Origin of the sequence: Micromonospora ureilytica (genome assembly GCF_015751765.1) — a bacterium.
Lineage (GTDB): Bacteria > Actinomycetota > Actinomycetes > Mycobacteriales > Micromonosporaceae > Micromonospora > Micromonospora ureilytica.
In genome coordinates, this window is the sequence record NZ_JADOTX010000001.1 from 1,012,986 (window position 1) to 1,034,539 (window position 21,554).

22 protein-coding genes and 1 pseudogene are annotated in these 21,554 nt (G+C 68.5%); 12 read left to right on the top strand and 11 right to left on the bottom strand.

Annotated features, from left to right (window positions below):
* Positions 1–78 precede the first annotated feature (78 nt).
* Positions 79–579: a response regulator transcription factor gene (locus IW248_RS04455; protein ID WP_307787722.1), complete on the top strand. Its 501-nt coding sequence runs from the start codon at positions 79–81 to the stop codon at positions 577–579.
* Between the two features lie 63 nt (positions 580–642).
* Here IW248_RS04455 and IW248_RS04460 read toward each other — a convergent pair whose 3' ends face one another.
* Positions 643–819, bottom strand: coding sequence for a hypothetical protein (locus IW248_RS04460; protein WP_196925780.1), 177 nt, complete (start codon positions 817–819; stop codon positions 643–645).
* Between the two features lie 263 nt (positions 820–1,082).
* Between IW248_RS04460 and IW248_RS04465 the strand changes: the two genes are divergently transcribed.
* On the top strand, positions 1,083–1,427 hold the full coding sequence (locus tag IW248_RS04465) for a DUF1801 domain-containing protein (protein WP_196925781.1): 345 nt from the start codon (positions 1,083–1,085) through the stop codon (positions 1,425–1,427).
* Between the two features lie 20 nt (positions 1,428–1,447).
* Here the strand turns inward: IW248_RS04465 and IW248_RS04470 are convergent, their stop codons facing one another.
* Positions 1,448–1,999, bottom strand: a complete 552-nt coding sequence (locus tag IW248_RS04470) for a hypothetical protein (RefSeq protein ID WP_196925782.1) — start codon at positions 1,997–1,999, stop codon at positions 1,448–1,450.
* A 244-nt stretch (positions 2,000–2,243) separates the two neighbouring features.
* On the opposite strand from IW248_RS04470, the gene IW248_RS04475 reads away from it, so the two are divergent.
* Positions 2,244–3,698, top strand: a complete 1,455-nt coding sequence (locus IW248_RS04475; protein ID WP_196925783.1) for an endo-1,4-beta-xylanase — start codon at positions 2,244–2,246, stop codon at positions 3,696–3,698.
* A gap of 185 nt (positions 3,699–3,883) precedes the next feature.
* Entirely contained in the window at positions 3,884–4,657 is a 774-nt protein-coding gene (locus IW248_RS04480) for a hypothetical protein (RefSeq protein ID WP_196925784.1), read from the top strand.
* Positions 4,658–4,793: 136 nt separating this feature from the next.
* Here the strand turns inward: IW248_RS04480 and IW248_RS04485 are convergent, their stop codons facing one another.
* The 4 genes from IW248_RS04485 to IW248_RS04500 form a co-directional block, all read right to left on the bottom strand.
* Positions 4,794–5,288, bottom strand: coding sequence for an OmpA family protein (locus IW248_RS04485; protein ID WP_196925785.1), 495 nt, complete (start codon positions 5,286–5,288; stop codon positions 4,794–4,796).
* A 106-nt stretch (positions 5,289–5,394) separates the two neighbouring features.
* The gene (locus IW248_RS04490) at positions 5,395–6,078 is read right to left on the bottom strand and encodes a hypothetical protein (RefSeq protein WP_196925786.1); all 684 of its coding nucleotides are present in this window, start codon (positions 6,076–6,078) and stop codon (positions 5,395–5,397) included.
* 105 nt (positions 6,079–6,183) lie between these two features.
* Complete coding sequence (locus tag IW248_RS04495; RefSeq protein WP_196925787.1) at positions 6,184–7,170, bottom strand: aldo/keto reductase; 987 nt, start codon at positions 7,168–7,170, stop codon at positions 6,184–6,186.
* Between the two features lie 33 nt (positions 7,171–7,203).
* Positions 7,204–7,554 carry a DoxX family protein gene (locus IW248_RS04500; RefSeq protein ID WP_196925788.1) on the bottom strand — a complete coding sequence of 117 codons (351 nt, stop codon included), beginning with the start codon at positions 7,552–7,554 and terminating at the stop codon, positions 7,204–7,206.
* 105 nt (positions 7,555–7,659) lie between these two features.
* On the opposite strand from IW248_RS04500, the gene IW248_RS04505 reads away from it, so the two are divergent.
* Complete coding sequence (locus IW248_RS04505) at positions 7,660–8,298, top strand: TetR/AcrR family transcriptional regulator (protein ID WP_196925789.1); 639 nt, start codon at positions 7,660–7,662, stop codon at positions 8,296–8,298.
* A 31-nt stretch (positions 8,299–8,329) separates the two neighbouring features.
* Here IW248_RS04505 and IW248_RS04510 read toward each other — a convergent pair whose 3' ends face one another.
* Complete coding sequence (locus IW248_RS04510; protein ID WP_196925790.1) at positions 8,330–8,671, bottom strand: DUF6223 family protein; 342 nt, start codon at positions 8,669–8,671, stop codon at positions 8,330–8,332.
* 219 nt (positions 8,672–8,890) lie between these two features.
* On the opposite strand from IW248_RS04510, the gene IW248_RS04515 reads away from it, so the two are divergent.
* On the top strand, positions 8,891–10,003 hold the full coding sequence (locus tag IW248_RS04515; RefSeq protein WP_196925791.1) for an ATP-binding protein: 1,113 nt from the start codon (positions 8,891–8,893) through the stop codon (positions 10,001–10,003).
* Positions 10,000–10,680: a response regulator gene (locus IW248_RS04520; protein ID WP_196925792.1), complete on the top strand. Its 681-nt coding sequence runs from the start codon at positions 10,000–10,002 to the stop codon at positions 10,678–10,680. Before IW248_RS04515 ends, IW248_RS04520 begins: the two co-directional genes overlap by 4 nt.
* Here IW248_RS04520 and IW248_RS04525 read toward each other — a convergent pair.
* Positions 10,658–11,452 carry an SDR family NAD(P)-dependent oxidoreductase gene (locus IW248_RS04525; protein ID WP_196925793.1) on the bottom strand — a complete coding sequence of 265 codons (795 nt, stop codon included), beginning with the start codon at positions 11,450–11,452 and terminating at the stop codon, positions 10,658–10,660. The two genes, IW248_RS04520 and IW248_RS04525, sit on opposite strands and share 23 nt — an antisense overlap.
* 77 nt (positions 11,453–11,529) lie before the next feature.
* Between IW248_RS04525 and IW248_RS04530 the strand changes: the two genes are divergently transcribed.
* Positions 11,530–11,934 (top strand): winged helix-turn-helix transcriptional regulator, encoded by a 405-nt coding sequence (locus IW248_RS04530; protein ID WP_196925794.1) that lies wholly within the window; start codon positions 11,530–11,532, stop codon positions 11,932–11,934.
* Positions 11,935–12,004: 70 nt separating this feature from the next.
* Here IW248_RS04530 and IW248_RS04535 read toward each other — a convergent pair whose 3' ends face one another.
* A complete protein-coding gene (locus IW248_RS04535) occupies positions 12,005–15,064 on the bottom strand; it encodes an AfsR/SARP family transcriptional regulator (protein WP_307787723.1) in 3,060 nt (1,019 codons plus the stop codon).
* A gap of 150 nt (positions 15,065–15,214) precedes the next feature.
* Between IW248_RS04535 and IW248_RS04540 the strand changes: the two genes are divergently transcribed.
* Together IW248_RS04540 and IW248_RS04545 are read left to right on the top strand one after the other, a co-directional pair.
* Positions 15,215–16,246: a hypothetical protein gene (locus IW248_RS04540; RefSeq protein ID WP_196925796.1), complete on the top strand. Its 1,032-nt coding sequence runs from the start codon at positions 15,215–15,217 to the stop codon at positions 16,244–16,246.
* A gap of 102 nt (positions 16,247–16,348) precedes the next feature.
* A complete protein-coding gene (locus IW248_RS04545; RefSeq protein ID WP_196925797.1) occupies positions 16,349–17,575 on the top strand; it encodes a chymotrypsin family serine protease in 1,227 nt (408 codons plus the stop codon).
* Between the two features lie 104 nt (positions 17,576–17,679).
* Here IW248_RS04545 and IW248_RS04550 read toward each other — a convergent pair whose 3' ends face one another.
* Positions 17,680–19,191: a carotenoid oxygenase family protein gene (locus IW248_RS04550; protein WP_231396177.1), complete on the bottom strand. Its 1,512-nt coding sequence runs from the start codon at positions 19,189–19,191 to the stop codon at positions 17,680–17,682.
* A gap of 8 nt (positions 19,192–19,199) precedes the next feature.
* Positions 19,200–19,328: pseudogene (locus IW248_RS33630) on the bottom strand (ATP-binding cassette domain-containing protein); the annotation flags it as partial.
* 333 nt (positions 19,329–19,661) lie between these two features.
* Here IW248_RS33630 and IW248_RS33635 point away from each other — a divergent pair.
* Positions 19,662–20,810 carry a sensor histidine kinase gene (locus tag IW248_RS33635; protein WP_196925798.1) on the top strand — a complete coding sequence of 383 codons (1,149 nt, stop codon included), beginning with the start codon at positions 19,662–19,664 and terminating at the stop codon, positions 20,808–20,810.
* Positions 20,798–21,466, top strand: coding sequence for a response regulator transcription factor (locus tag IW248_RS04565; protein WP_196925799.1), 669 nt, complete (start codon positions 20,798–20,800; stop codon positions 21,464–21,466). Before IW248_RS33635 ends, IW248_RS04565 begins: the two co-directional genes overlap by 13 nt.
* Positions 21,467–21,554: the final 88 nt, after the last annotated feature.

Genomic DNA, 21,554 nt, shown 5'->3' on the forward strand with positions numbered 1-21,554 from the left:
GTCGAGACCCCGAACCCTCGCCCGAGGAGCACCATGCACTGCGCTGTAGCCGAGCCTCCCCGAATCCTTCCCCGTGCGGTGTTGACCCCACGACAGGAACAGATCGCCCTGCTGGTGGCGGCAGGCTCCACAAACGTAGAGGTCGCGACGCACCTGGTCATCAGCACCCATACCGTCAAACATCACCTACGCGGGGTGTTCCACCGGCTGGGCGTCGCATCTCGCCGCGAACTACGCAGCAGGCTGGCCTGCCACGACACGACCAACCACCTCGCCCAGAGCTGCTGCCTGACCAGCCAGGAGCGGGACATCGCACGTCTGGTCTCGAACGGCGCCTCCAACCGCGAGGTGGCGGCACAACTGTTCATCAGCCCCAGCACCGTGGACTACCACCTACGCAAGATTTTCCGCAAGCTCGACATCACCTCGCGCAGAGAACTGGCGCGACGAGACGCACGTGTCGCGCCTCGACCGGACAGCGCATCGTCGGCCGCGAGGTCTGGGCCTGGTCGGTCTGTCGGCCTCAGTATTTTGGATTTGAGCACTCACAACCAACGGGTACGAGCCCGCCAGGGGTGAAGTTCTGCGAGGACGACGACGCGCAGCCCGTCGCGTTCGGACTGCGCGTCATGTTCGTCGACGTCAACTGTTGATCAAGCCGGTGATGGCGGCGTTCGTCCCGCCCCTCTCCGCCCGGTCCGCAGCCTTGCGAGCCTCTTCCGGTGTAGCTCCTCCTGCGGTTGCGCGCAGGTACGCCTCCTGGCGCCGCTGCTGGATCTGCTTCTTTCGCCGGTCCTTGAGCCTGCTCCAAATGGTCATGACAAGATCCTTTCCGAATTGAGGCGGCGGCAAACCGCGAGGAGAAGCGCCCTTACGAGCCGGCTGGCCGACCCTCCAGCAGACGGTGGGGCATTCGGGAGTGGTCGTGCTGGCCTACGCTTCGACCGCGGACAAGCTCGCCGGGTGGGGTCAGGAGCCCGGGGTCCCAAGCAGTGAAGGGTGAGAGCGCAGCGGCACACCGCCCTCATCCACCAGGCGCGCCACAGGCACCTGCCTTCCAGTGCTTCATGAAGGGGAACACCGTGAACGACGACGTCACCCAGTACATCAACAAGACGCAGCCGTGGCAGATCGACGTATGCGAAAAACTGCGTGCGATGATCGACGAAACTGTTCCAGGTGTCGAGGAGCGGCTTCAGTACGGCAAACCGCACTACCTCAAGAACGGCCACTACGCCGCCGTCATCGCGGTAGCCAAGTCCAAGGTCTCGTTCATGATCTTCAACGCAACGGACCTCCCCGAGGTCAAGGGATTCCTGCGGTCGATGGGAAACGGTGAACGCAAGACCGTCGACATCACGGAGGGGCAGGACGTCGACTACGGCACCCTCTCCAGTTTCCTGGGCAAGACCACGGCGGCCCTGTAGGCGCAGCGCGAGAACGAACCTCACCACGCGGCGCTGGAGCGGAAACTGTCCGCTGCCTCGGCCAGGAGGGTCTCGACCTCCGCACCGTTGCTGGCGCCGCCTGTTGCTTCACAGTGGACGATCAGGCTGTGGGCCAGGGCCAGGTTGAACCCGCGCTCGCGCAGGATGTCAGCGGACTCCAGGGCCAGCCGCGCCGCGCCCGCCCGGTCGTCGGCCCGGGCGGCGATCGCCGCGAGGACGCCGAGCGCCATCCCCTCGAAGCCCCGGTAACCGGCCTCGCGGGCCAACTCCAGCGCCTGTGTGGCCCGGGCGCCAGCCAGATCGAGCTCGCACCGGCGCAGGTGGCCGTGGGCCAGACCGACGAGTGCCTCCGCGTAGGGCTGCGCGGAGGTCGCCGCGAGGGACAACCGCAGGGCCCGCAGGCCGCTCACCGCGATCTGGCGGGCGACGGTCGCGTCGCCTTGGAAGAGGCGTACGACCGCGAGGTATCCGGACGCGGCGGCCCGCCCCTCCACGTCGCCGAGCTGCTCGTAGAGGTCGACCGCGCAAATCGAATTGATTCGATATAGCATCGCGGCAGGGCAGTCTTACTCCGCATGGGCGTACGGCGCGGAGTGCTCACCCACCACCGGGCGGACCGGGCAGCCGGCGGTGGCCACCGATTCGGGCGCGGCTGGGTTGACGCCGGCTCGGCGTCACCTGCGGCGTGCTGGTCCAGAGGCGAGCGCGGTGCTCCGTTCGTCGGCCGTGCAGCGACCTTCGCTTCCGTGTCTCTCATCGGCAATGGACCAGACGAACACCGAGGAGAAAGCACAGATGAACGACGTACCCGCTCGACCGAAACGCCGAACCAGGGGTGCCGCGAGGCTGCTTCTGGGTGGGGCCTGCGCCCTGGCGATCACCGTGTCCTCGATGGCTCTGGCGACGTTCGCCCGCGCTGATCTCAGCGGACCGCCCGGGACCACCCTGAAAGCCGCCGCCGAGCGTAGCGGCCGGTACTTCGGCGCCGCCATGGGAGGGGACCGTCTCAGCGACTCGGGCTTCCTGACCATCGCGAACCGCGAGTTCGACATGATGACGGCCGTCAACGAGATGAAACCCGACGCGACCCAGCCCAACCCCGGCCAGTTCGACTTCCGTCGCGGTGATGCTATCTACAACTGGGCCACCCAGCGCGGCATGCGGTTCCGTGGTCACACCCTGGCCTGGCACGCGCAGCAGCCGAGGTTCTGGGGGAGTCTCAGTGGCAGCGCCCTGCGGACCGCGATGATCGACCACATCAACGGTGTGATGGCCCACTACAAGGGCAAGCTCTACGCCTGGGACGTGGTGAACGAGGCATTCGCCGAGAACGGCAGCCGGCGGTCGTCGAACCTGCAGTCCACCGGGAACGACTGGATCGAGGTGGCGTTCCGGACCGCGCGCGCCGCCGACCCGAGCGTGAAGCTGTGCTACAACGACTACAACATCGAGAACTGGACGTACGCCAAGACGCAGGGCGTCTACAACATGATCAGGGACTTCAAGGCCCGCGGCGTCCCGGTCGACTGTGTTGGCCTACAGACCCACTTCACCGGTGGCAGCTCGCTGCCGGGCAACTTCCAGCAGACGCTGTCCAGCTTCGCCGCCCTCGGGGTTGACGTGGCGTTGACCGAGGCCGACGTCACGAACGCCTCGACCAGCCAGTACCAGGGCCTGACCCAGGCATGCATGAACGTCCCCCGATGCGTCGGCATCACGACGTGGGGCATTCGGGACAGCGACTCCTGGCGCGGCAACGAGAACCCGCTGCTCTTCGACCGCAACAGCAACCCCAAGGCGGCGTACACCGCTGTCCTCAACGCTCTCAACGCCGCCTCCACCACCGTGCCGGGAACGACCCCGCCGACCACCGATCCACCGACCACGCCGCCGACCACCGATCCACCGACCACGCCGCCGACCACCGATCCACCGACCACGCCGCCCGGGGCCTGCACCGCGACGTACCGCATGGTCAACAGCTGGAACGGTGGCTTCCAGGGCGAGGTCACCGTGGCCAACAACGGCTCCGCCACCCTCAGCGGCTGGACCGTACGGCTGACACTGGCCGGTGGGCAGGCCATCGCCAACGTCTGGAACGGCATCAACACCGGCACCAGCGGCACGGTCAGCGTGAGTAACGCCGAATACAACAAATCTCTCGGCGCGAACGCCTCCACCACCTTCGGCTTCCTGGCCAACGGCAGCAGCAACGCCGCGCCCGGCGGCCTCTCCTGCACCAGCCCCTGACCGGCCACACGTACCGGCCCTCCGCGTCAGGACGCTGACCGGGCCCGGAGCCACCGGCTCCGGGCCCGGTGCCCGTCGTGGTCGGTCGAACCCTGTTCACGACTGTCGACCGGCTGCTGGCCGACCGATGCCAACCCCCTCGCACGCCCCTGTGCTGGGGGGACCAGCCCTCATGAAGGATGACCATGCGCAAACTTCTCGCGGCGTTCAGCGCCGCCCTGATCCTCGGCGCCGCAGTCGGCAGCGTCCCGGCCGGCGCGTCGGGGGCCTCCCCGTCCTCGTGCCCCCGTGGCCTGCTCTTCTGCGAGGACTTCGAGCGACTGCCTCCCGGGGGGCCCAGCACGTTGAAATGGGGCGTCGACACCCGCCACGGCACGCTCACCGTCGAACGTGCCCGCCGTGGCAACCAGGTGCTGCATATCCACACGGTTGACAACGGACGCGCCTTCCTGCGCGTCGACGACTTCGCCGCGCCGGGCAACCGCTTCTACGGCCGGATGCGTCTACGCGTCGATGCCTTCCCCACGGCCCCGGACTGGGCGCACTTCACGCTTGTGGAAGCGACAGGCACCGGCAGCACGGAGGTCGTCCGTCCGGTCGGTGGCCAGTACGCGCCCACGGTCCCCGGAACCTTCTGGGGGATCGGCGCCGACGGAGGTCCGACCGGCGACTGGACCAACTGGCGGGAGTCCGCCCCGGTCGTCGAGGACACCTGGCAGTGCTTCGAGTGGAAGATCGACGCGGCGGACAACCGCGTCGCCGTGTGGATCGACGGCGTGGCGAACCCGGAGCTGACCGCCTCCACGAGCGACCACGGTGGCAACGATGTTCCGTTCGTCCTGCCGACGGTCGACACGGTGAAGATCGGCTGGCAGCTTTACCAGGGCGGCACGACACCTGGCGAGTTCGACCTCTGGATCGACGACATCGCCCTTTCGAGTAAGCGGCTCGGCTGCTGACCTGGAACCCCGGGTGGCTCGGGGGCTCTCGGCACATGTCGTCGTGATGTCGGCCCCGACCGGCGTCTCTGCCGGGGTGCGGTTTGTTACCGCACCCCGGCACCGACCCGCGCTCACTGAGGAACGATGCTCCGGCTCATTTGTCGAACCGGATTTCGACACGTCGATTGCTGGATCTGCCCTTCGGGTTGTCCTTGCCGTCCACGGTGTTCGGCGCGACGGGTCGGCTCTCTCCGAAGCCGTTGATCTCGTAGGTGATCCCGCTGTCGGCGAGTGCTGCGCTCAGCGCGTCGCGCACCGCCTGGGCCCGTCGGCGGGACAGCGTCAGGTTCTGCGCGTCGTCACCGACCGAGTCGGTGTGCCCGTCGATCTGAACCTTGCCCTTGGCCTGGGTACGCAGCCGTTCGGCTATCTCGGCCAGCCGGGCACGGGCAGCCGGGGACAGATCGGCCCTACCGAAGGCGAAGAGCACATCCGCCGCGAGTGTCAGCTCGATCCGCCTGCTGGACTCGGCCTGCAGGCTGGCGCCGTCGGGGTCCCCGGTGAGCAGGAAGATGTCCTGCACCGGCCCCTGGATGTCCACGATAGGCGCGCTCACCTGCTCGCCGGAGGCGACCTGTGGTCCAGGCACGATGGTGGTCGATGGCGCTGGCGTCGGTATCGGCGCGGACCAGGCTACCGCCGGTTCGCTGACCAGTAGGCAGATGGCCAGCGTGACGGCCAGCGCTGTCCGCCGGCTAGGCGAGCGGTACATTCTCGAAGACCGGTACGCGGGGGATGACCACATCAACGGCGGTGACGTCATCAGGTGGGGCTCCGAACATGGCGTACAGGTCGACCGACTGGCCGGCCTGGACGAACACCGAGGCGAGGCCCGACGAGGCGAGATACTCCACCTGGCTGGGCTTCGCGTCCTGGTCCCCGCTCCGGGCGACCAGGTGTCGCTTTCGGTTCTTCCGGTCGATCAACGTCACGCCCGAGAAGGCCAGGGCGATCGTGTCACCTTGGAATGCGCTCGCGATCTGCCAACGGTCCCGGTTGTCGGTGGCATCCGTGCGGGTCAGGCGGACGTTGACGGTGACAAAACCCTGGTCGCGTCGGAGTGGGTACAGCTCGACCCTGACCAGGAAGAGCTTGCCGCTGTCGCTGATCTGAATGTCTTGGCTTCCGATCGGCGCCCCGAGTTTCTCGGGCGTGCCCGCCGTGGCGCCAACTGTCTCTTTCAACTCCTTGCTGCCGCCTCCGGGGTCGGGCGATCTGTCGAGGCTGCCGCACGCCGTGAGGGCCATTGTCACCGCGATCGCGAGTGAACCGGCGGTGATCGTGATGCGTGAACCCACGATTTTCTCCGTTACTGGTAGCGGTCTGTCGAGCACTTCGCACCGCCTGGCGGCCACAGTCCACTTCGATAGATCGGTCATCGGTTCCGGGTCAGAGCGGCTGGCCGGCCGCCCAGCGGAGACCGACCGACAGATTGTCGGCGGGACGGCTTGCAACTCGCCCGCAGAATGCTTGCAGTGGACCGTTCACCACAGGGCGCGCGGCGGGTCCACCAGCCGGGCGGTGTCGCCGTACAGCCACGGGTCGTGTTCCCCCGCGGTGATGAAGTCTGCGGGATAGCCGGCGGTGAAGTCGGTGGCTGCGGTGAGCCGGGTGATCGCCTCCTCGGGCAGCCGCACGGCGGTCGAGCCGAGGCTTTCGGCGAGTTGGTTCGCACTCGTTGCGGCGACGATGGGGTGGATGGCGCCTGAGCGGGCGAGGATCCAGGCGACTGCTACCTGCGCCGGGGTGGCGTTCAGTTCGACGGCGACGTCCTGAACTGTGCTGACGATCGTTTGCTCGCGAGGGCTGAGCGGGCGGGTCGCCAGGCCGGCCAGGGCCCCTTGTGCCATCGGGCGCCAAGCCGCGACGGAGAGGCCGAGGGCGTGTGCCATCGGCAGTAGTTCCCGCTCGATGTCGCGGTCCAACAGGTTGTAGGGCACCTGGATGCCGGCGAACGGGGTCCAGCCGCGCCAGTCGCTGAGTGTGTTGGCTCGGGCGACGAGCCAGGCCGGGGCGTTGGAGAATCCGGTGTAGAGGATCTTGCCGGCGTGCACGGCGTCGTCGAGGGCGCGCATGGTCTCCTCGATGGGCGTGTGACGGTCCCAGACCTGCACCCAGTACAGGTCGATGTGGTCGGTGCGCAGCCGTCGTAGGCTCGTCTCGAGAGACAGCCGCAGGTTCTTGCGGTGGTTGCCGGACGCGTTGGGGTCGGCGGGGTCCCGTGTCGCCGTGTACTTGGTGGCCAGGACGAAGCGATCGCGTTGGCCTGTCAGCAGGGCGCCCACGACCTCTTCGCTTTCCTCGTACGCCAGGGCGGTGTCGATGACGTTGCCCCCGGCGTCGGCGTAGGTGCCGAGCATGCGCTGGTACTCGTCGGGATCGCCCGGTCCCCAGCGGGCGGTGAAAGACGTGGCGCCCAGGAACAGCTCCGATACTCGGAGTCCGGTGGGGCCTAACCTTCGGTATCGCATGACATGCTCCTCCTCGTCGCGGGTGTGTGTGGTTCAGACAGTGGCGATGGCGAGGCAGGGAGCGGCGGCGCCGATGAGTGCCAACACGGCCGGGCCGAGCGCACCCCTGGCATCCTTCACGCGCAGGTGGGCCAGGACGGCACCGGCGAAGAAGAGCACGACGCCGATTCCGGCCGCGAGGCCGAGCGGGCGGTAGGCGATGCCGGCGAGCAGGCCCAACGCTCCCGCGATCTTGGGCAGGGCCAGGACCGGGATCAGCGTCGGCTTCACTCCGACACGGGTCAGGGTGGCGACCACGTCTGGATCGCGGACCAGGATGCCGCGCGCGGAGAAGGTGAGGACAGCTGCCGTGACGATCGCTGCGACGGCGTACGCGATGGACATCATTCCTCCTCGGATGCCGAGGGGTGGATCTCCCCGGACTCAGGTAAAGTACAACGTGCATTGTAAAAAGTAAAACGAGCGTTGCACTTTTGATGGAGGTTGGCGATGACCAGCAGAGATTCCGGCAGGGAGCAGCCGCGCGGCGGAGGCAGCGGCAAGCGGGAGGCGATCCTCGCTGGTGCGCTCAGCGTCTTCGCCCGCGACGGGTACGCGGGTGCGAGCATCGACGCGATCTCCGCCGAGGCGGGCGTCTCCACCCGCACCATCTACAACCACTTCACCGACAAGGCGGGCCTCTTCCAGCAGGTGCTGGAGCACAGCTCGACAAGCGCCGCCGAGGCGCAGATCAGGATCATCGATCGGCATCTGCGCAAGGTCACCGATCTCGAGGCCGACCTGGTCGACTTCGGCCGCGCCTGGGTCACCCCAATGCCCACGCACGCCGACCATTTCAGGCTGGTCCAGCGGCTGGGGGCCGAGTCCGGGTCCGCAGTGGAGACCGCGACCAGCACCTGGCGGCAAGCCGGACCGGTACGCGTCCGCGCGGAACTCTCCGCCCGCCTCGGCGAGCTGGCCAGCCAGAGAGTCCTGATCGTCGATGATCCTGACCGCGCGGCCCTGCACCTCATGCTGCTCGTGTCGGCCGGGTTACCCACACAGCCCGGTGCGGCGCCCACTCCGCACGAGATCACCGAGGCGGTCACTGCGGGCGTCCGCGCCTTTCTGCACGGCTACGGCACCTGACGGCTCGTTTCAAGGTTCGATGGTTCGGTTTTCAGGCGGTGCGGTGGGTTCGGGCGAGGGCCAGTCCGCCGAGGAGAGTGGCGAGCAGGCCGAGGACCAGGGCCGCGTAGCCGCCGACGATGCCGTTGCCGGTGCCGGGTCCTCCGTCGGCGGTGACCACTACCAGCACGCCGACGAGCACACCGGTCACTCCCGCGATCAGGGCCACGGCCGATCTGCGCCTCCTGCTGCGGCTGGTGGGGTGGCCCAGCGCCAGTCCGCCGATGATCGCGCCGGCCAGCGCCACCACGACCGCCGCGGTGGCCAGGATGCGGTCGCCGGTCAGGGTGGACGCGTCGACGGTGGACGCGGCGAGCAGGTCGCTGATGGGCATGAGGTGCTCCTTCGTCTGGCCCGAACTAGCTGTCGCCTGATCCTGTCCGGTGGTTCGCCGCCTGGCGTCGTGCCGTCGTGGTCATGTCATGCTGCTGCGGTCGTGGGCACCGGCTACTGCGGATGCGGGCGCGAGCCGGGAAGGTACTGCGTACGCGGTAGGGGCGGGTCCTTCGCTCGCACGACTCGCCCCGGGCGGGTGTCCGGTTAGGGTGCGCGCATGAGCAGCGCACGGATCGGTGTCCGGGACTGGCTGATAGCGGCCGGGGTAGCGGCGATCCTGCTGATCAGCGGGCTGTCTGGGGAGCGCCCCGCCGCCGGCCTTGATCCGCTCGGCGTCGTCCTGCTGGGCGCCGGCGGTCTGGCGCTGGTCGCGCGGCGGCGGGCTCCGGTCGTTGTCCTGGTCGTGGCCGGGGTGTGCGCGGCGGGCTATCAGGCGGCCGGGTTTGACGTGTTCGCGGTCGCGTATCTGGTCGCGGTCTACGCGGCGGTGCGGGCCGGGCACCGGACCGTGACCGTGGTGACGAGCGTGCTCATGCTGGCCGCCCTCCCGGTGGCGGCGATGACCTCGGGTCTCCCCGCGGGGGAGGCGTTCGCGCAGGCCAGGGGTGTCCTTGAGCTGGCCTGGCTGATCGCCGCGGGTGCGGCGGGCGAGGCACTGCGCCAAGCCGAGCGACGCGCGGACGAGGCCGAACGCACCCGCGAGGAGATCGCGCTGCGCCGCGCCGACGAAGAACGGCTACACATCGCGCGGGAGCTGCACGACACGCTCACCCACCAGATCTCGGTGATCAAAGTGCAGGCCGAAGCCGTCGTGCACCTGGCCCAGAAGCGGGGCGAATCGGTGCCGGACGCGCTGCTGGCGATCCGGGACGCCGGTCGTGAGGCGTCCCGGGAACTACGCGCGACCCTGGAAGCGCTGCGCGAGGACGGCAGCACCGCGTCGTACGGGCTCGACCAGATCTCGGACCTGGTGCAGCGGGCGCGGACGACCGGTCTGGCCGCGTCATTGACGATCGAGGGCCGCCGCAGCGGTGTCCCGGTCACCGTGGACCGGACTGCGTACCGGATCGTGCAGGAGTCACTGACCAACATCACCCGGCACGCCGCAGCCGTCACCGCGTCGGTCCGTGTCGAGTATCGCCCCGACGCGGTCGTCGTCCAGGTCGATGACGACGGCACGGCCACGGCGGAGTCCGGGCTGGTGCCCGGGGTCGGGCTGCTCGGGATGCGGGAGCGGGTGACCGCTCTGGGCGGACGGCTCCGCGCCGGAGCGCGCAGCGAGGGCGGCTTCAGGGTGCACGCCGAACTACCCGTGGAACGGGCGTCGTGATCCGGGTCCTGCTGGTCGACGACCAGCCGCTCATCCGCAGCGGGTTCCGCGCCCTGCTCGACGCCGAGGACGACATCACTGTGGTGGCCGAGGCCGCCGACGGCCGTGAGGGGGTGGCGCTGGCCAGGCAGCACCTGCCCGACGTCGCACTCGTCGACGTCCAGATGCCCATCCTCGACGGCATCGAGGTGACCCGCCGGATCGCGGCGGACCCGGCCCTGGCCGCGGTCCACGTCGTCATCCTGACCAACTACGGCCTGGACGAATATGTCTTCAACGCCCTGCGGGCCGGCGCGGCCGGCTTCCTCGTCAAGGACATCCTGCCGGAAGACTTCCTGCCCGCCGTCCGCGTCGCCGCACGCGGCGACGCCCTGCTTGCACCATCGATCACCCGCAAACTGATCGATCGGTACGTCACCCAGCCGCCACCCTCCAACAACGCTGCGCTGGCACACCTGACCACCCGCGAACGCGAAGCCGTCGCCCTGGCCGCGCACGGAATGTCCAACGACGAGATCGCGGGACGGATGGGAATCAGCCCGGTGACCGCCAAGACCCACCTCAACCGCGCCATGACCAAAATGCACGCCCGCGACCGCGCCCAACTTGTGGTGCTCGCCTACGAGTCCGGCCTGGTGATTCCCCGCGGACGCCTCAATTCAGAAGCTTCTCCGTGAGGTCCATCAACCGCTCGGCGTCGCGGGGGTCGAGGGTCGGGAAACTGGGCGGAAGTCGCTTCTCCCGGTCGACGGCGGTCACCGGCGCGGCTGGCGGCGCGTCCAGGAACTGGTGAATCGGCGCTACCGCGTCTGCGACGGGTCGGGCTGCCACCGCCGCCACCGCCAGTAGCCCGCGGACCACCAGCGGGAGCGGGCTGCGGTCGCCGCTCTTGGTGAATCCGGGGTGGTAGAGCACGTATCGGGCGCGGCTGCCGGACCGTTGGGCGAAGCCCACGCCGAGCAGATCGTTGGCTCGACCGGCCTGCAGCTGTGCGGCGATGGCTGAGTAGCCCGACGCCAGCTGCGGGTCGGCCCAGTGCACCTTGCCTTTGGTGACCCCGACACCTGCGACGTTCACGATCACCGGTGCGACAGCCCGGTCCAGGGCCGGCCGCAGGCCGAAGCTGAGCAGATATCGACTGAGGTAGTAGAGCGCGAATGTGCGCTCCATGCCCTCGACTGTCACGATGCGACGCGGCGCCACAGCGTTGGCGAACAGCGCCAGCGCGTCCACGGCCTCGTACTCGCTGAGGATGTGCTCGATGACCTGCCGCGTCTCGGCCACGCTGGACAGGTCGACGCGAAGGAAGGCGATCGAGCCTCCGGCCAGCGCCTCGCCGCGTTCACGGCTGCGGCCGAGCACCAGGACGCGGTCGCCGCGTTCGGCCCGCCCCAGGGCCAACGCGCGTCCCATCCCGTTCGTGCCGCCACTGATTACCACGACGCCCATGCCGACCCCCATTATCGTTGCTCATTGACGTGCTGATTCTGGGCAGCCGACCGGCGGAGGCGAAAGAAGGCATTTTCATGTCCACAAGTAACATCGGTGTGAGTGCCTCACTGCACGACCATCGCCTGCCGATGCCCGTTCCGGTGGGGGAGTACGAGCGTTGTCCGGTCACCGACGTGCTGCGCCAGGTGAGCGACAAATGGACGCTGTTGCTGCTCACCCTGCTCGGCCGGCGTCCGTACCGGTTCAACGAGTTGCATCGGGCCGTGGAGGGCATCAGCCCGCGCATGCTCAGCCGAACGTTGCGCACGCTGGAGAGCGACGGCCTGGTCGATCGTGAGGTGTTTCCGACGTTGCCGCCGAGCGTCGAGTACCGGCTGACGCCGCTCGGCGTCAGCCTTCTAGAACCGCTCTCCGCGCTGGCCGACTGGGCGGTCGACCACCACGCCGAGATCGCCGCGGTACGACAGCGACCTAGCTGAGGCGCCGCGCCCGACACGCTCATCTGCCGCCGAAGCAGATGGAAGCGGTATTGGCCGATCTCGCGCCGGTCTACCGCCGCCGCGAACTGTTGCGCGCGCCCGCGAGCTCGTTCCCGTCCAGCCTCGCCCGAATCTCGGCGAGTGTGCGCAGTGCGCGGGCCTCGACGAGCCGGTACCCGGCCCGGTGAGCGAGGTCGATGGCGAGCGTGGCTCGGGCCCGGGCTTCGTCGAGGTCGTCGAGGTTCAGCAGCGCCGCGGCCGAGCCCCGTAACGCATCGGCTTCACACCAACGGAAGCTGGTCGAGCGCGCGATCTGCAGGGCTCGGTCGTGGTGGTCCGCGGCTTCGGCGGGCAGGCTCAACCGCAGGCAGACGTCCCCGAGCGCGTTGAGTGTCCACGCCTCGGTACCGCGGTCACTGATCTTCCTGGTCAGCTCGACTGCCGACCGGGCGTCGTCGAGGGTCTGCTCCGAAGGACCTGTCTGGCAGTGCAGCAGCGCGCGGCCGGACAGCGCGGTCGCTTCGCCGTAGTGATACCCGAGTTCACGGTTCGCGGCCAGCGCCCGGGCGTAGAACTCCTCGGCCGTGTCGGGGTTGCCGAGGTCTCGGTGCACGTTCCCGAGATCCACGAGCAGGACGGCGACGCTGAAACGGGCGCCCTGTTGTTCCCCCAGTTCCAGAGCCCGGCCGAAGTGCTCGAGCGCTTGGTCCAGCAGGCCCAACTGCCAATAGGCGAAGCCGAGATTCGCCAGTGGCATGGCGATCCCGGCGGTTTTCCCCGACTTATGTTGAAGGTCCAGTGATTCCAGCCCGCAGTCGATCGACGCGTGGGGGTTGCCGAGGCGCTGGTGGACCGCGCTGAGATTGTTCAGCACGGCGGCGCGGCCTTCGTGCCAGCCGTCGGACGTGTTCCGCCGTAGTGCACTGTCGAGATGGTCTTTCGCTTCTGCGTAGCGGCCCATGTTGACGTAGGCGAGCGCGATGCTCTGGTGCATGGCAGCTTGCGCCCGTTCGTCGCCCTCGCCGTGCGCGGCTTCCAGCGCCATCGAGGCCACGTTCACCCATTCCGCGCGGTGACCGCGCTGGTGGAAGTAGGCCCGGAGGGCGTCGGCGATGTGCCACGCCAGCGGTCGTGGGCCTCGCGCTGCTGCCTGGCCGACCGCGGCGGCAAGGGTCGGCCACTCGGCGTCGAGCCAGGCGAGCGCGCTGCTGTTGTCCGGGAAGCCGATGTCGTTCTCCACCTTCCTCGGTAGCCGGAGGAAGTGAGGGATGAGCTGCCTGCCCGCCGCGTCGGCTGTACGCAGGTAATGGTCCAAGACCAGTCCGCGGGCGTGTTCGCGCTCGACGGCCGTGTCTTCGACCAGCGCCCGGTCGACCGCATACCGTCGGAGCAGATCGTGCAACCGGAAGCGCCCACGTGTGTATTGCTCGACCAGGTGTGCCGCGGCCAACGCCCTCATCAGTCGGTCAGTCCGAGCCGGCGGTAGCCCGGCGGCCACGCTCGCCGGCAGCGCGGTGAATGTCGGTCCGGGCAGCAGTCCGAGGCGACGGAAGAGCAGCCGATGCTCCGCTGGAAGCGCTCTGTAGGACGAGGCGAAGGCCCTCGTGACGGCACTCTCCTCGGCACCGTCCACGGTGAACCCGGCCAACCGGTCACCATCGGAGAGTTCCTGCACCAGCCCGGTGATCTCCGAATTCGGGACGGCGAGGATGTTGGCCACCGCGATCCGCAGTGCGAGCGGCAGGTGACCGCAGAGATCCGCCAGTTTCCCGGCTGCGGCTGCTTCGGTGGCGACCTGGTCGACGCCGAGCGCGGCCTCCAGCAGCCGGCGTGAGTCTGCGACGGTGAGCACGGACAGCGACAGTGTTTGCGCGCCGGTGCGGGCGATCAGGTCCCCGAGCCGCTGCCTACTGGTGAGGATGACCGTGCCCGCCGACGGGATCAGCGCGTTCACCTGGGCCGCGTCGCGCACGTTGTCCAGCACCAACAGGACGCGTTCGCCGGCCAGCAGCGAGCGGAACAGAGCCGCCCGGCCCGCCACATCCGCCGGGATCAGCCGGGGATCGACACCGAGGCCGCTGAGCAGCTGGAGGAGTCCGGCGGACTCGCTGAGCGGGTCGTGCTCGGCGTCGAAGCCACGGAGGTCGAGGTAGAGCTGCCCACCCGGGAACCTCTCCCGGTGGCGGTGGGCCCAGTGGAGGGCGAGGGCGGTCTTGCCGACGCCGGCGGTGCCACTGATGACCCAGATCTTCGTGCCCGACGTGGACTCCAGTCCGGCGTCGAGCCGGGCGAGTTCTTCTGCGCGTCCAGCAAATCCGTGGGCGTCGTGGGGCAACTGCGCCGGCCGTACCGGCTCGGGTGGTGATGTGTCCATGGGTCTCGCGGCCGGATCCAGAGCCGGGTCCGCGCGCAGAATCGCGGACTCCAACCACACCAGTTCCGGTGCCGGATCGAGGCCGAGGTCACCGGCCAGTCGCGTACGCAGGGTGCGATAGACGTTGAGCGCGGCGGCGGTGCGGCCATCGCGGTGCAGCGCCAGCATGAGTTGGCCCACGAGCCGCTGCCGCAGCGGGTGGTCGGTCACGAGCCTGGTCAGCTCGGCGAGCAGCCGCCGGCCCTCGCCCAGCCGCAGTTGGGCGTCCAGGCGGTCTTCCAGCGCGGTCCATCGAGCTTCATCGAGGTGACCGCACAGGCGTTCCGCGACTTCCGTGGACGCCACACCCGCGAGGGCCTCGCCGTGCCAGAGCGCCAGCGCCTGGTCGAACAGCTCGACCGCGCGCTCGTCATCCGACGAGCCGGCCTTGAGGACCAGGTCCGTGAACCGATGCGCGTCGACCATGAGCGGATCCACGTGTACGACGTAGCCGGCTCCCCGGCCGACGATTGCGGGCCCGTCGCCGGCCTGCCGAAGTGCCGTGCGTAGACGGGATACGAGTGTCTGGATCGAGGCTCGTGCGGACGCCGGCACATCCTCGCCCCAGACGAGATCGACCAACCGGTCCAGCGGCACCATTCGGTTGGGCTCCAGCAGCAACACCGCGAGCACCAGGCGCTGCTTGCGCGAACCGAGGTCGACCCGTTTCCCGCCCGCCCATGCCTCGACGGTGCCCAGGATCCGGAATTCCACCACCGCAACCCCCCGATTGTCCGCCGTTCACCATTATGCCGCAATCGATCAGTCACGGTCGATTCGCGGGCCGAGACGGGCGAGTGCAGGACTTTTGCAAGCGCGTCACGTGACGGTGGCCGGACCCGCCAAGCACCAGACAGGAGTCGATACGTGCGAAAGATCCTCAGCGTGGTCGTGACCGCTCTGTCGGTCGTCATGTCCGCAGCGACCGTCGTGCATGCCGACGACGGACCCGTGACCCGCGTGACGCTGACCAGCGCGAACAGTTTTCACTCGCGGGTCGAGGAGCGTCTGTTGAGCAGGACGGTCACCCTCGCGGCCGGGGAATCCCGGCATGTGCGTGGACGCCTCCAGGCGACCAGCAGCGTCCCGCAGATCGTGTCGATGAACAACACCCTGAAGTGTGTGAACCCAGCCGGCGCAGTCGTCGGCACCACATCGACGTCCTCGCGGAACCACGAAGGCTCGGACACCACCTATTACGCCAGGCCCGGGCACCTGCCGATCTACGCCGACCTGCTCTTCACCGCGCCATCGGCGGGCACCTACACCTGCGGCATGTACGGGTACACGGCCTCCACCTCGCTCGACGGCTACTACCTGACCGCCGTCGCGACTGACACGTGGCTGGAGGTGAGCAACACCAACCAGGTGGGTGCGCGGTGGTGGCAGAATCCGGCCTGCAGCAGCACCGGCACGTCGAGCACCTGCACCTATGTCGGCGCCGGCACGTCCACGGCCTGGGTGTTCTACAACGACGGCACCCCCGTGCACAAGTGGACCGCCGCCGCCGGCGCGACCTCGGTGCAGGCTCTGGCCAACCTGGAGCTGACCACCTGCTACACGGGCACCGCGTCATGCAAGAGCGCCATCGACGCGTACGAGCAGCCACGCGGAACGAACGCGGTGGTCGACGTGCGTTTCGAGTTCATCCAACTCGATCCGACCTCCCACACGTGCCGGACCACGAGCACCGCGACCTCGCGCAAGACGATCCGCGACGACGCCCACCACTACGTCGCGAACTTCGCCCTCACGGGCGTGCCGATCGATCCGACCTGCGGAACCCGGACCTTCATCATGCGGATCTTCGTGAAGCACGTCTCCGGCAACCCGATCAAGATCGACGGGGTACAGAGCACGACCTCGTTGACGAACGGCATCGCCATGAACATCTTCTGACCACGACTCGGCTCCGCATGGAGGCTGCAAGCGCCTTGCAAGCGCGTGACGCGACGGTATTTACGTTCGCTTATTCGTTCGGATCATCAACCAGGGAGCCTCATGCGTAGACGTACCGTGCTCGTCAGTTGCGTACTCGTAGCCGTAGTGGGAACCTCGTCAGCCGCTCAGGCAGACTCGCCCACACCCGAGAGCGAAAATCTCACCACCGTCGGCTTCGCCGCGGGCATCGACTCCGAGGCGGTGAATCGGCAGTTCCACCGTCTCAAGGCGATGGCGGCCACCTACCCGGAGGGTTCGGGGAGCACGTACTTCGACGAGGCCACCGGGCAACTGGTCGTCAGATACGTGGAGAACCAGGAAGGTGCCCGGTGGCGGGCAACTGGCAGGTCGTTGCGCGCCCTCGCCGGTGACGTGCCGATCCGGTACGAGGCGACCGCCATCTCCTTGGCTCGCCTGGAGGAGGCGACCAAGAGCTTGAACGACTCCCGCACCTGGGCAGGGGAGTTGGCCGGGATGGTGCATCAGGTACGTCTCGACGAACTCGCCGACCAGATCGTCATCGAGGCTGCCGGTGAGGCGGAGGAGCTTGCCACGGCGGCGATCCGGGCCACCGGAATCAAGCCCCGCGTCATCGTTTCGCAGGCCGGCCCGGCACCGCAGAGCCGCCGATCGGATACGGCACCGTTCTACGGCGGTCTCGCAATCTGGGCGGGCAGCACCGGCAGCCCGTCCACGGCGGACGCGTCCTGCACGACCGGATTCCGGATGACTCGCGGCGGAACCAACAGCAACTGGGTGACCACCGCAGGGCACTGCGGCACCAACGGAGACGAGTTCTGGCACCCGGGTGGCTGGGCGGTCCGCATCAGCTCGGACTACGAGAGTCTGGGCACGGACATTGCGATGCTCGCACCTCTCGGTGACAGGTACTTCAGCCGCTACTCGTGGTTCGGCGAAAGGAACACCTCGACCGCGAATCCGGTTTCCGGGAAGAACACCGGCTGGCCTGCTGTCGGCTCGGCGGTCTACGTCTCCGGGGCAAACGGTGGGCTGGTCTACGGCCGGGTGACGTCCATCAACGGCAGCTGCGGCGGTGAACGAATGGTCGTCGTCGACACCGACACCGGTCATGCCCAGGACGGCGCCACCCTGGGCGGTGACTCCGGAGCCCCGGTGACCCGGTGGAACACCGCCACCTCGGCCACCAATGATCTGGCGGCGGTGGGCAGCCATAGCTGCGGCAACTCCGTCAACGCGTCGTGGTTCGTGCCGATCCACCGCGTCGAGGCGGCGACCGACGCCGTCGTGGTGGTCGGCGGCAACTGACAGCACCCGGCACGCGGGCGACCACAGGCCGCTCGCGTGCCGGATGCCTGCCGAAGCGACGTGGACACGCTCACGTCGGGACACTGGGCGCGCCCAGGGTTCCGTCATGCGTCGGGAACCCAACTGCCGTGGAAACCGAGCGGCACCCGTGCCGGCAGGTGGACCCGGGCGACCGGCTTGCCGGTGAAGTCCTGCGCGGCCAGGATCACCAGGTCGGAGGCATTGCGCTCCGGATTGTGCACGTAGGCCATCGCGTAACCGTCGTCCTCGGCGATCGAGGGATCCGAGGCTTCCGCTGGGACGAACACGGCCTCGCTGGCGGCGGCGTGCCGGGGGAAGCGGTGTACCTCTGACGTGCCGCGCTTCAGGTCGTGCTTGATCAGCGCATTGGTGAACGTCCGGTCGGGTGGGACGCCGTCGACGGTCTCGTAGGCCTGGAACATCTCGGCGGCGGCCGCCGAATATCCGTACCGGTGCCGCCGGGACACCAGCGCGTCGTTCACCCGGGGGTACTCCTGCGGGCGGTCGTCCAGCCGGCTCGTGCGGACCCGGCCGCGCGTCAGGTCGATCGTCCAGCGGTCCAGCGACGGGCTGCCGACGGATCCCGGACCGCCGGTGCCCCGACCAGCCGCGTAGAACGGAGCCGGGAACGTGGTGAGGTCCACCACCACCGACCCGCCGTCGTCATAGGCGTTGAGGGTGTGGGAGTAGAGGATCCGCGGCACCTCGAACCAGCGGGCCGCTCCGCCCGCCCGGGGCAGCACCCCGACCCGGGCCGGGTGCTGGTCGTTCCAGATGTACGGCACCGGATGCCCCGCCGCTGCCGCCTCCGGGTCGAACGTGACCGGGACGTCGAAGAGGACGACGTACCGCTTGGTCAACGCGAAGTCGTGCATCATCGGGCTGCCGGCCAATGGGACCTGCGTCGTCCGGACGATCCGGCCAGCCGGGTCCACGACGAGATGGCGGACGTGGTCCCACATCGGGCTGTAGGTGACGGCGTGCAACTCGCCGGCCTCGACGTCGAGCTTGGTGTGCGCGGTGAAGGCGCCGCTGAACGTTCCGTTGAAGTCGTACGGGCCGACGGTGTTCAGCTCGCCGTCGAGTTCGTACGGCATGGGTCCGCTCTCCAGCAGTGTCAGGATCCGGCCGTTGTGCGCGATGACGTGGGTGTTGCAGGCGTAGTCCCCCTCCGGCACCGGCCCGGGGTACGGCTCGCCCAGCTTCTCGGCCACCGCGGCCGACCGGACCCAGCGGTTGCGGTACCACTCGGCGCGCCCGTCCCGAAGTCGAACTCCGTGCACCATTCCCTCACCGCGCATCCAGGCATGGGCCTGCGGGTCCTCCAACCCGAGCACGTTGGGGCCGATCCGCAGATAGCGCCCGACCAACTCCCTGGGGATGCGGCCGGTGACCGGCAGGTCGAACGCTGTCACCTCCTTCCGGACCGGGGCGAACGCGCCCTCGAGGAACGGGTACCTGCCGAGCCGACCGTCCGAAGCGGCTAGCGTCGTCTCACCGCGTCCGCCGGCCAGTGACAGTCCGCCGAAACCGGCGGCGGCGACACCTCCTGCCATCGCCGAACGCAGCACCTGTCGTCGACTGAAACTGGTCATGTCTGGACTCCCTGTCCTGATTGGTGTGCACCTGTCGGTTCGTCGGCGAACACGATCGACGGCCTGGACGCCAGCGCCCGGGCGATCGCGACGCGCTGGTGTTGACCGCCGGACGGTTCGGTGGGCCGTCGGTCCGCCTAGCCAGCGAGCCCGACCTGGTCGAGGAGGGCGAGACGCCGCTTGCGATTGACCTTCCTGCCGGCGGGCCTGTGTCCATCCGATCGGTCTGTGCGGCGGGTCACCCAAGCCTCGGCGCGTGGGGCCGAACGCGACACCTCCCCAGGCAGGGCGGACTTGCCAGACCAAAGCAGGGTATGAACGCCCGACCAAAGAGGGTGAGGAGGAACGCTGCCAGTTCGTTAGGGTGCGATGACATGACAGCTCCCGGAGCCGCACATCCGATGCGACCGCGTCGCCGTTGGCATGCGCTCATCTATGCCTCCGCCCCGGGTTCGGGGAGGCGTCCAGGGGTGATCAGCCGCCAGGGCGTGGTCGACGTCGGTCTCGTCGTTGTCGCGGTCGGGTTCGGCCTGTTCATCCTGGTCCCGACCATCGATATGCACAGTCGCGTCGCCCTGGTCCTCGATCTCGCGCTCGGTACGGCTGCGTGTGGGGCGCTGGCGGGCCGCAAGAGATTCCCCGTGGCGGTCGCGGCGTTTGCCGTCGCCGCGTCAGCCGTGTCCGCGTTTGCCGCCGGTGCCTCGCTGGTCGCCCTGTTCACCGCGGCGATCCGGGTTCGCACTCCCGTGATCGCCGCACTGACCGCGGCGGAGCTGATCGCGACGTTCTGCTTTCCGTTGGTGTATCCCGAGCCGGCGGGCTTCAGCTACCGCACGCAGATCATCATGGGCAGCTTGATGAACCTGGCCGTGGCGGGCTGGGGCCTGATGGTCCGTGCCCAGCGCAACTACCTTCGGGCGGTCCTGGACCATGCACACGATCTCGAGGTCGGCCAGGAACTCCTTGCGGCGACCACCCGGGACCAGGAACGTCGCCGGATAGCCCGGGAGATGCACGACGCGCTCGCCCACCGCCTGTCCCTTTTGAGCGTCCACGCCGGTGCGCTTGAGTTCCGCTCCGACCTGTCGCCGGAGCAGACCCGCACCATGGCCGCTGTCATCCGGCAAACCAGCCACGACGCGCTGGCTGACCTCCAGGATGTGATCGGAATCCTGCGCGACGGATCGACCAGCGCGGGAAGTCTGCTTGAGCCCCGGGTCGGGCTGGACGACCTGCCCGCGCTTATCGACGAATCCCGGCTGAGCGGCACGGAGGTGAACGTGGACCAGTGCGTCGACCAGGCCAGCGGCAGCGCATCGAGGAATGCCGCCGCCGCGGCGACCGCCTACCGCATCGTCCAGGAGAGCCTCACCAACGCGCGCAAGCACGCACCCGGTTCGCCTGTTCGGATCGTGGTCCGATCCCAGGAGGCGGGGGAAATCGCCGTGACAGTCAGCACCTTCCTCGACCGACGGCCCGGCCCGACGTCGATCATCCCCGGCAGTGGGACAGGGTTGAGTGGGCTCAGCGAGCGAGTGTCCCTTCTGGGCGGCACCTTCAGTTCCGGAAGGGCCGCTAATCAGTTCGTCGTCACCGCGAGGCTCCCATGGGGGACCTAGAAGAGACGACACGCGTTGCCCTGGTCGACGACGACGCGCTGGTACGGATGGGATTGAGGGCGATGCTCGACGGAGTCCAAGGGATCCATGTGGTCGCAGAAGCAACAGACGGCGCCGACGTGCCGGCCATCGTCGACGCACACCATCCCCAGGTCGTCCTGATGGACCTGCGGATGAAGAAGATCGACGGAATCACCGCGACGCAGCGACTCCACGACCGCGGAGACGGCCCCGCGGTGATCGTCCTGACCACGTTCGACGACCATGACCTGGTCGTCAGAGCGATCCGGGCAGGAGCCGTCGGCTTCCTCCTCAAACATGCCCCACCGGAGGACATCGTCCGCGCCATCCGGTCAGCACGCCAAGGGGACAGCGTTCTGTCGCCGGAGATCGCCCGACGGCTCATCACGATGGTCGCCAACAGCACCAGCCACGACATCGACCGACTGGCGGCACGAGAACGCCTCCACCATCTCAGCGCTCGTGAGATCCAGGTCGCCACGGCCGTCGCCGACGGCAAGTCAAACGCCGAAATCGCGGCGGCCCTCACCCTCACTGTCGCGACCGTCAAGGGTTACATCAGTGCCATCCTCAGCAAGACCGCATCCAACAATCGGGTCCAACTAGCCCTGATCGTCCAGGCGGCAGATCTCTAACACAGCAGCGTCAGCGTCGCGAGGCCGGAACGAGGCCGCACCGCCGGTCCACACGGCGAGGAACGTCTCCTGCACCACGTCGTCGATG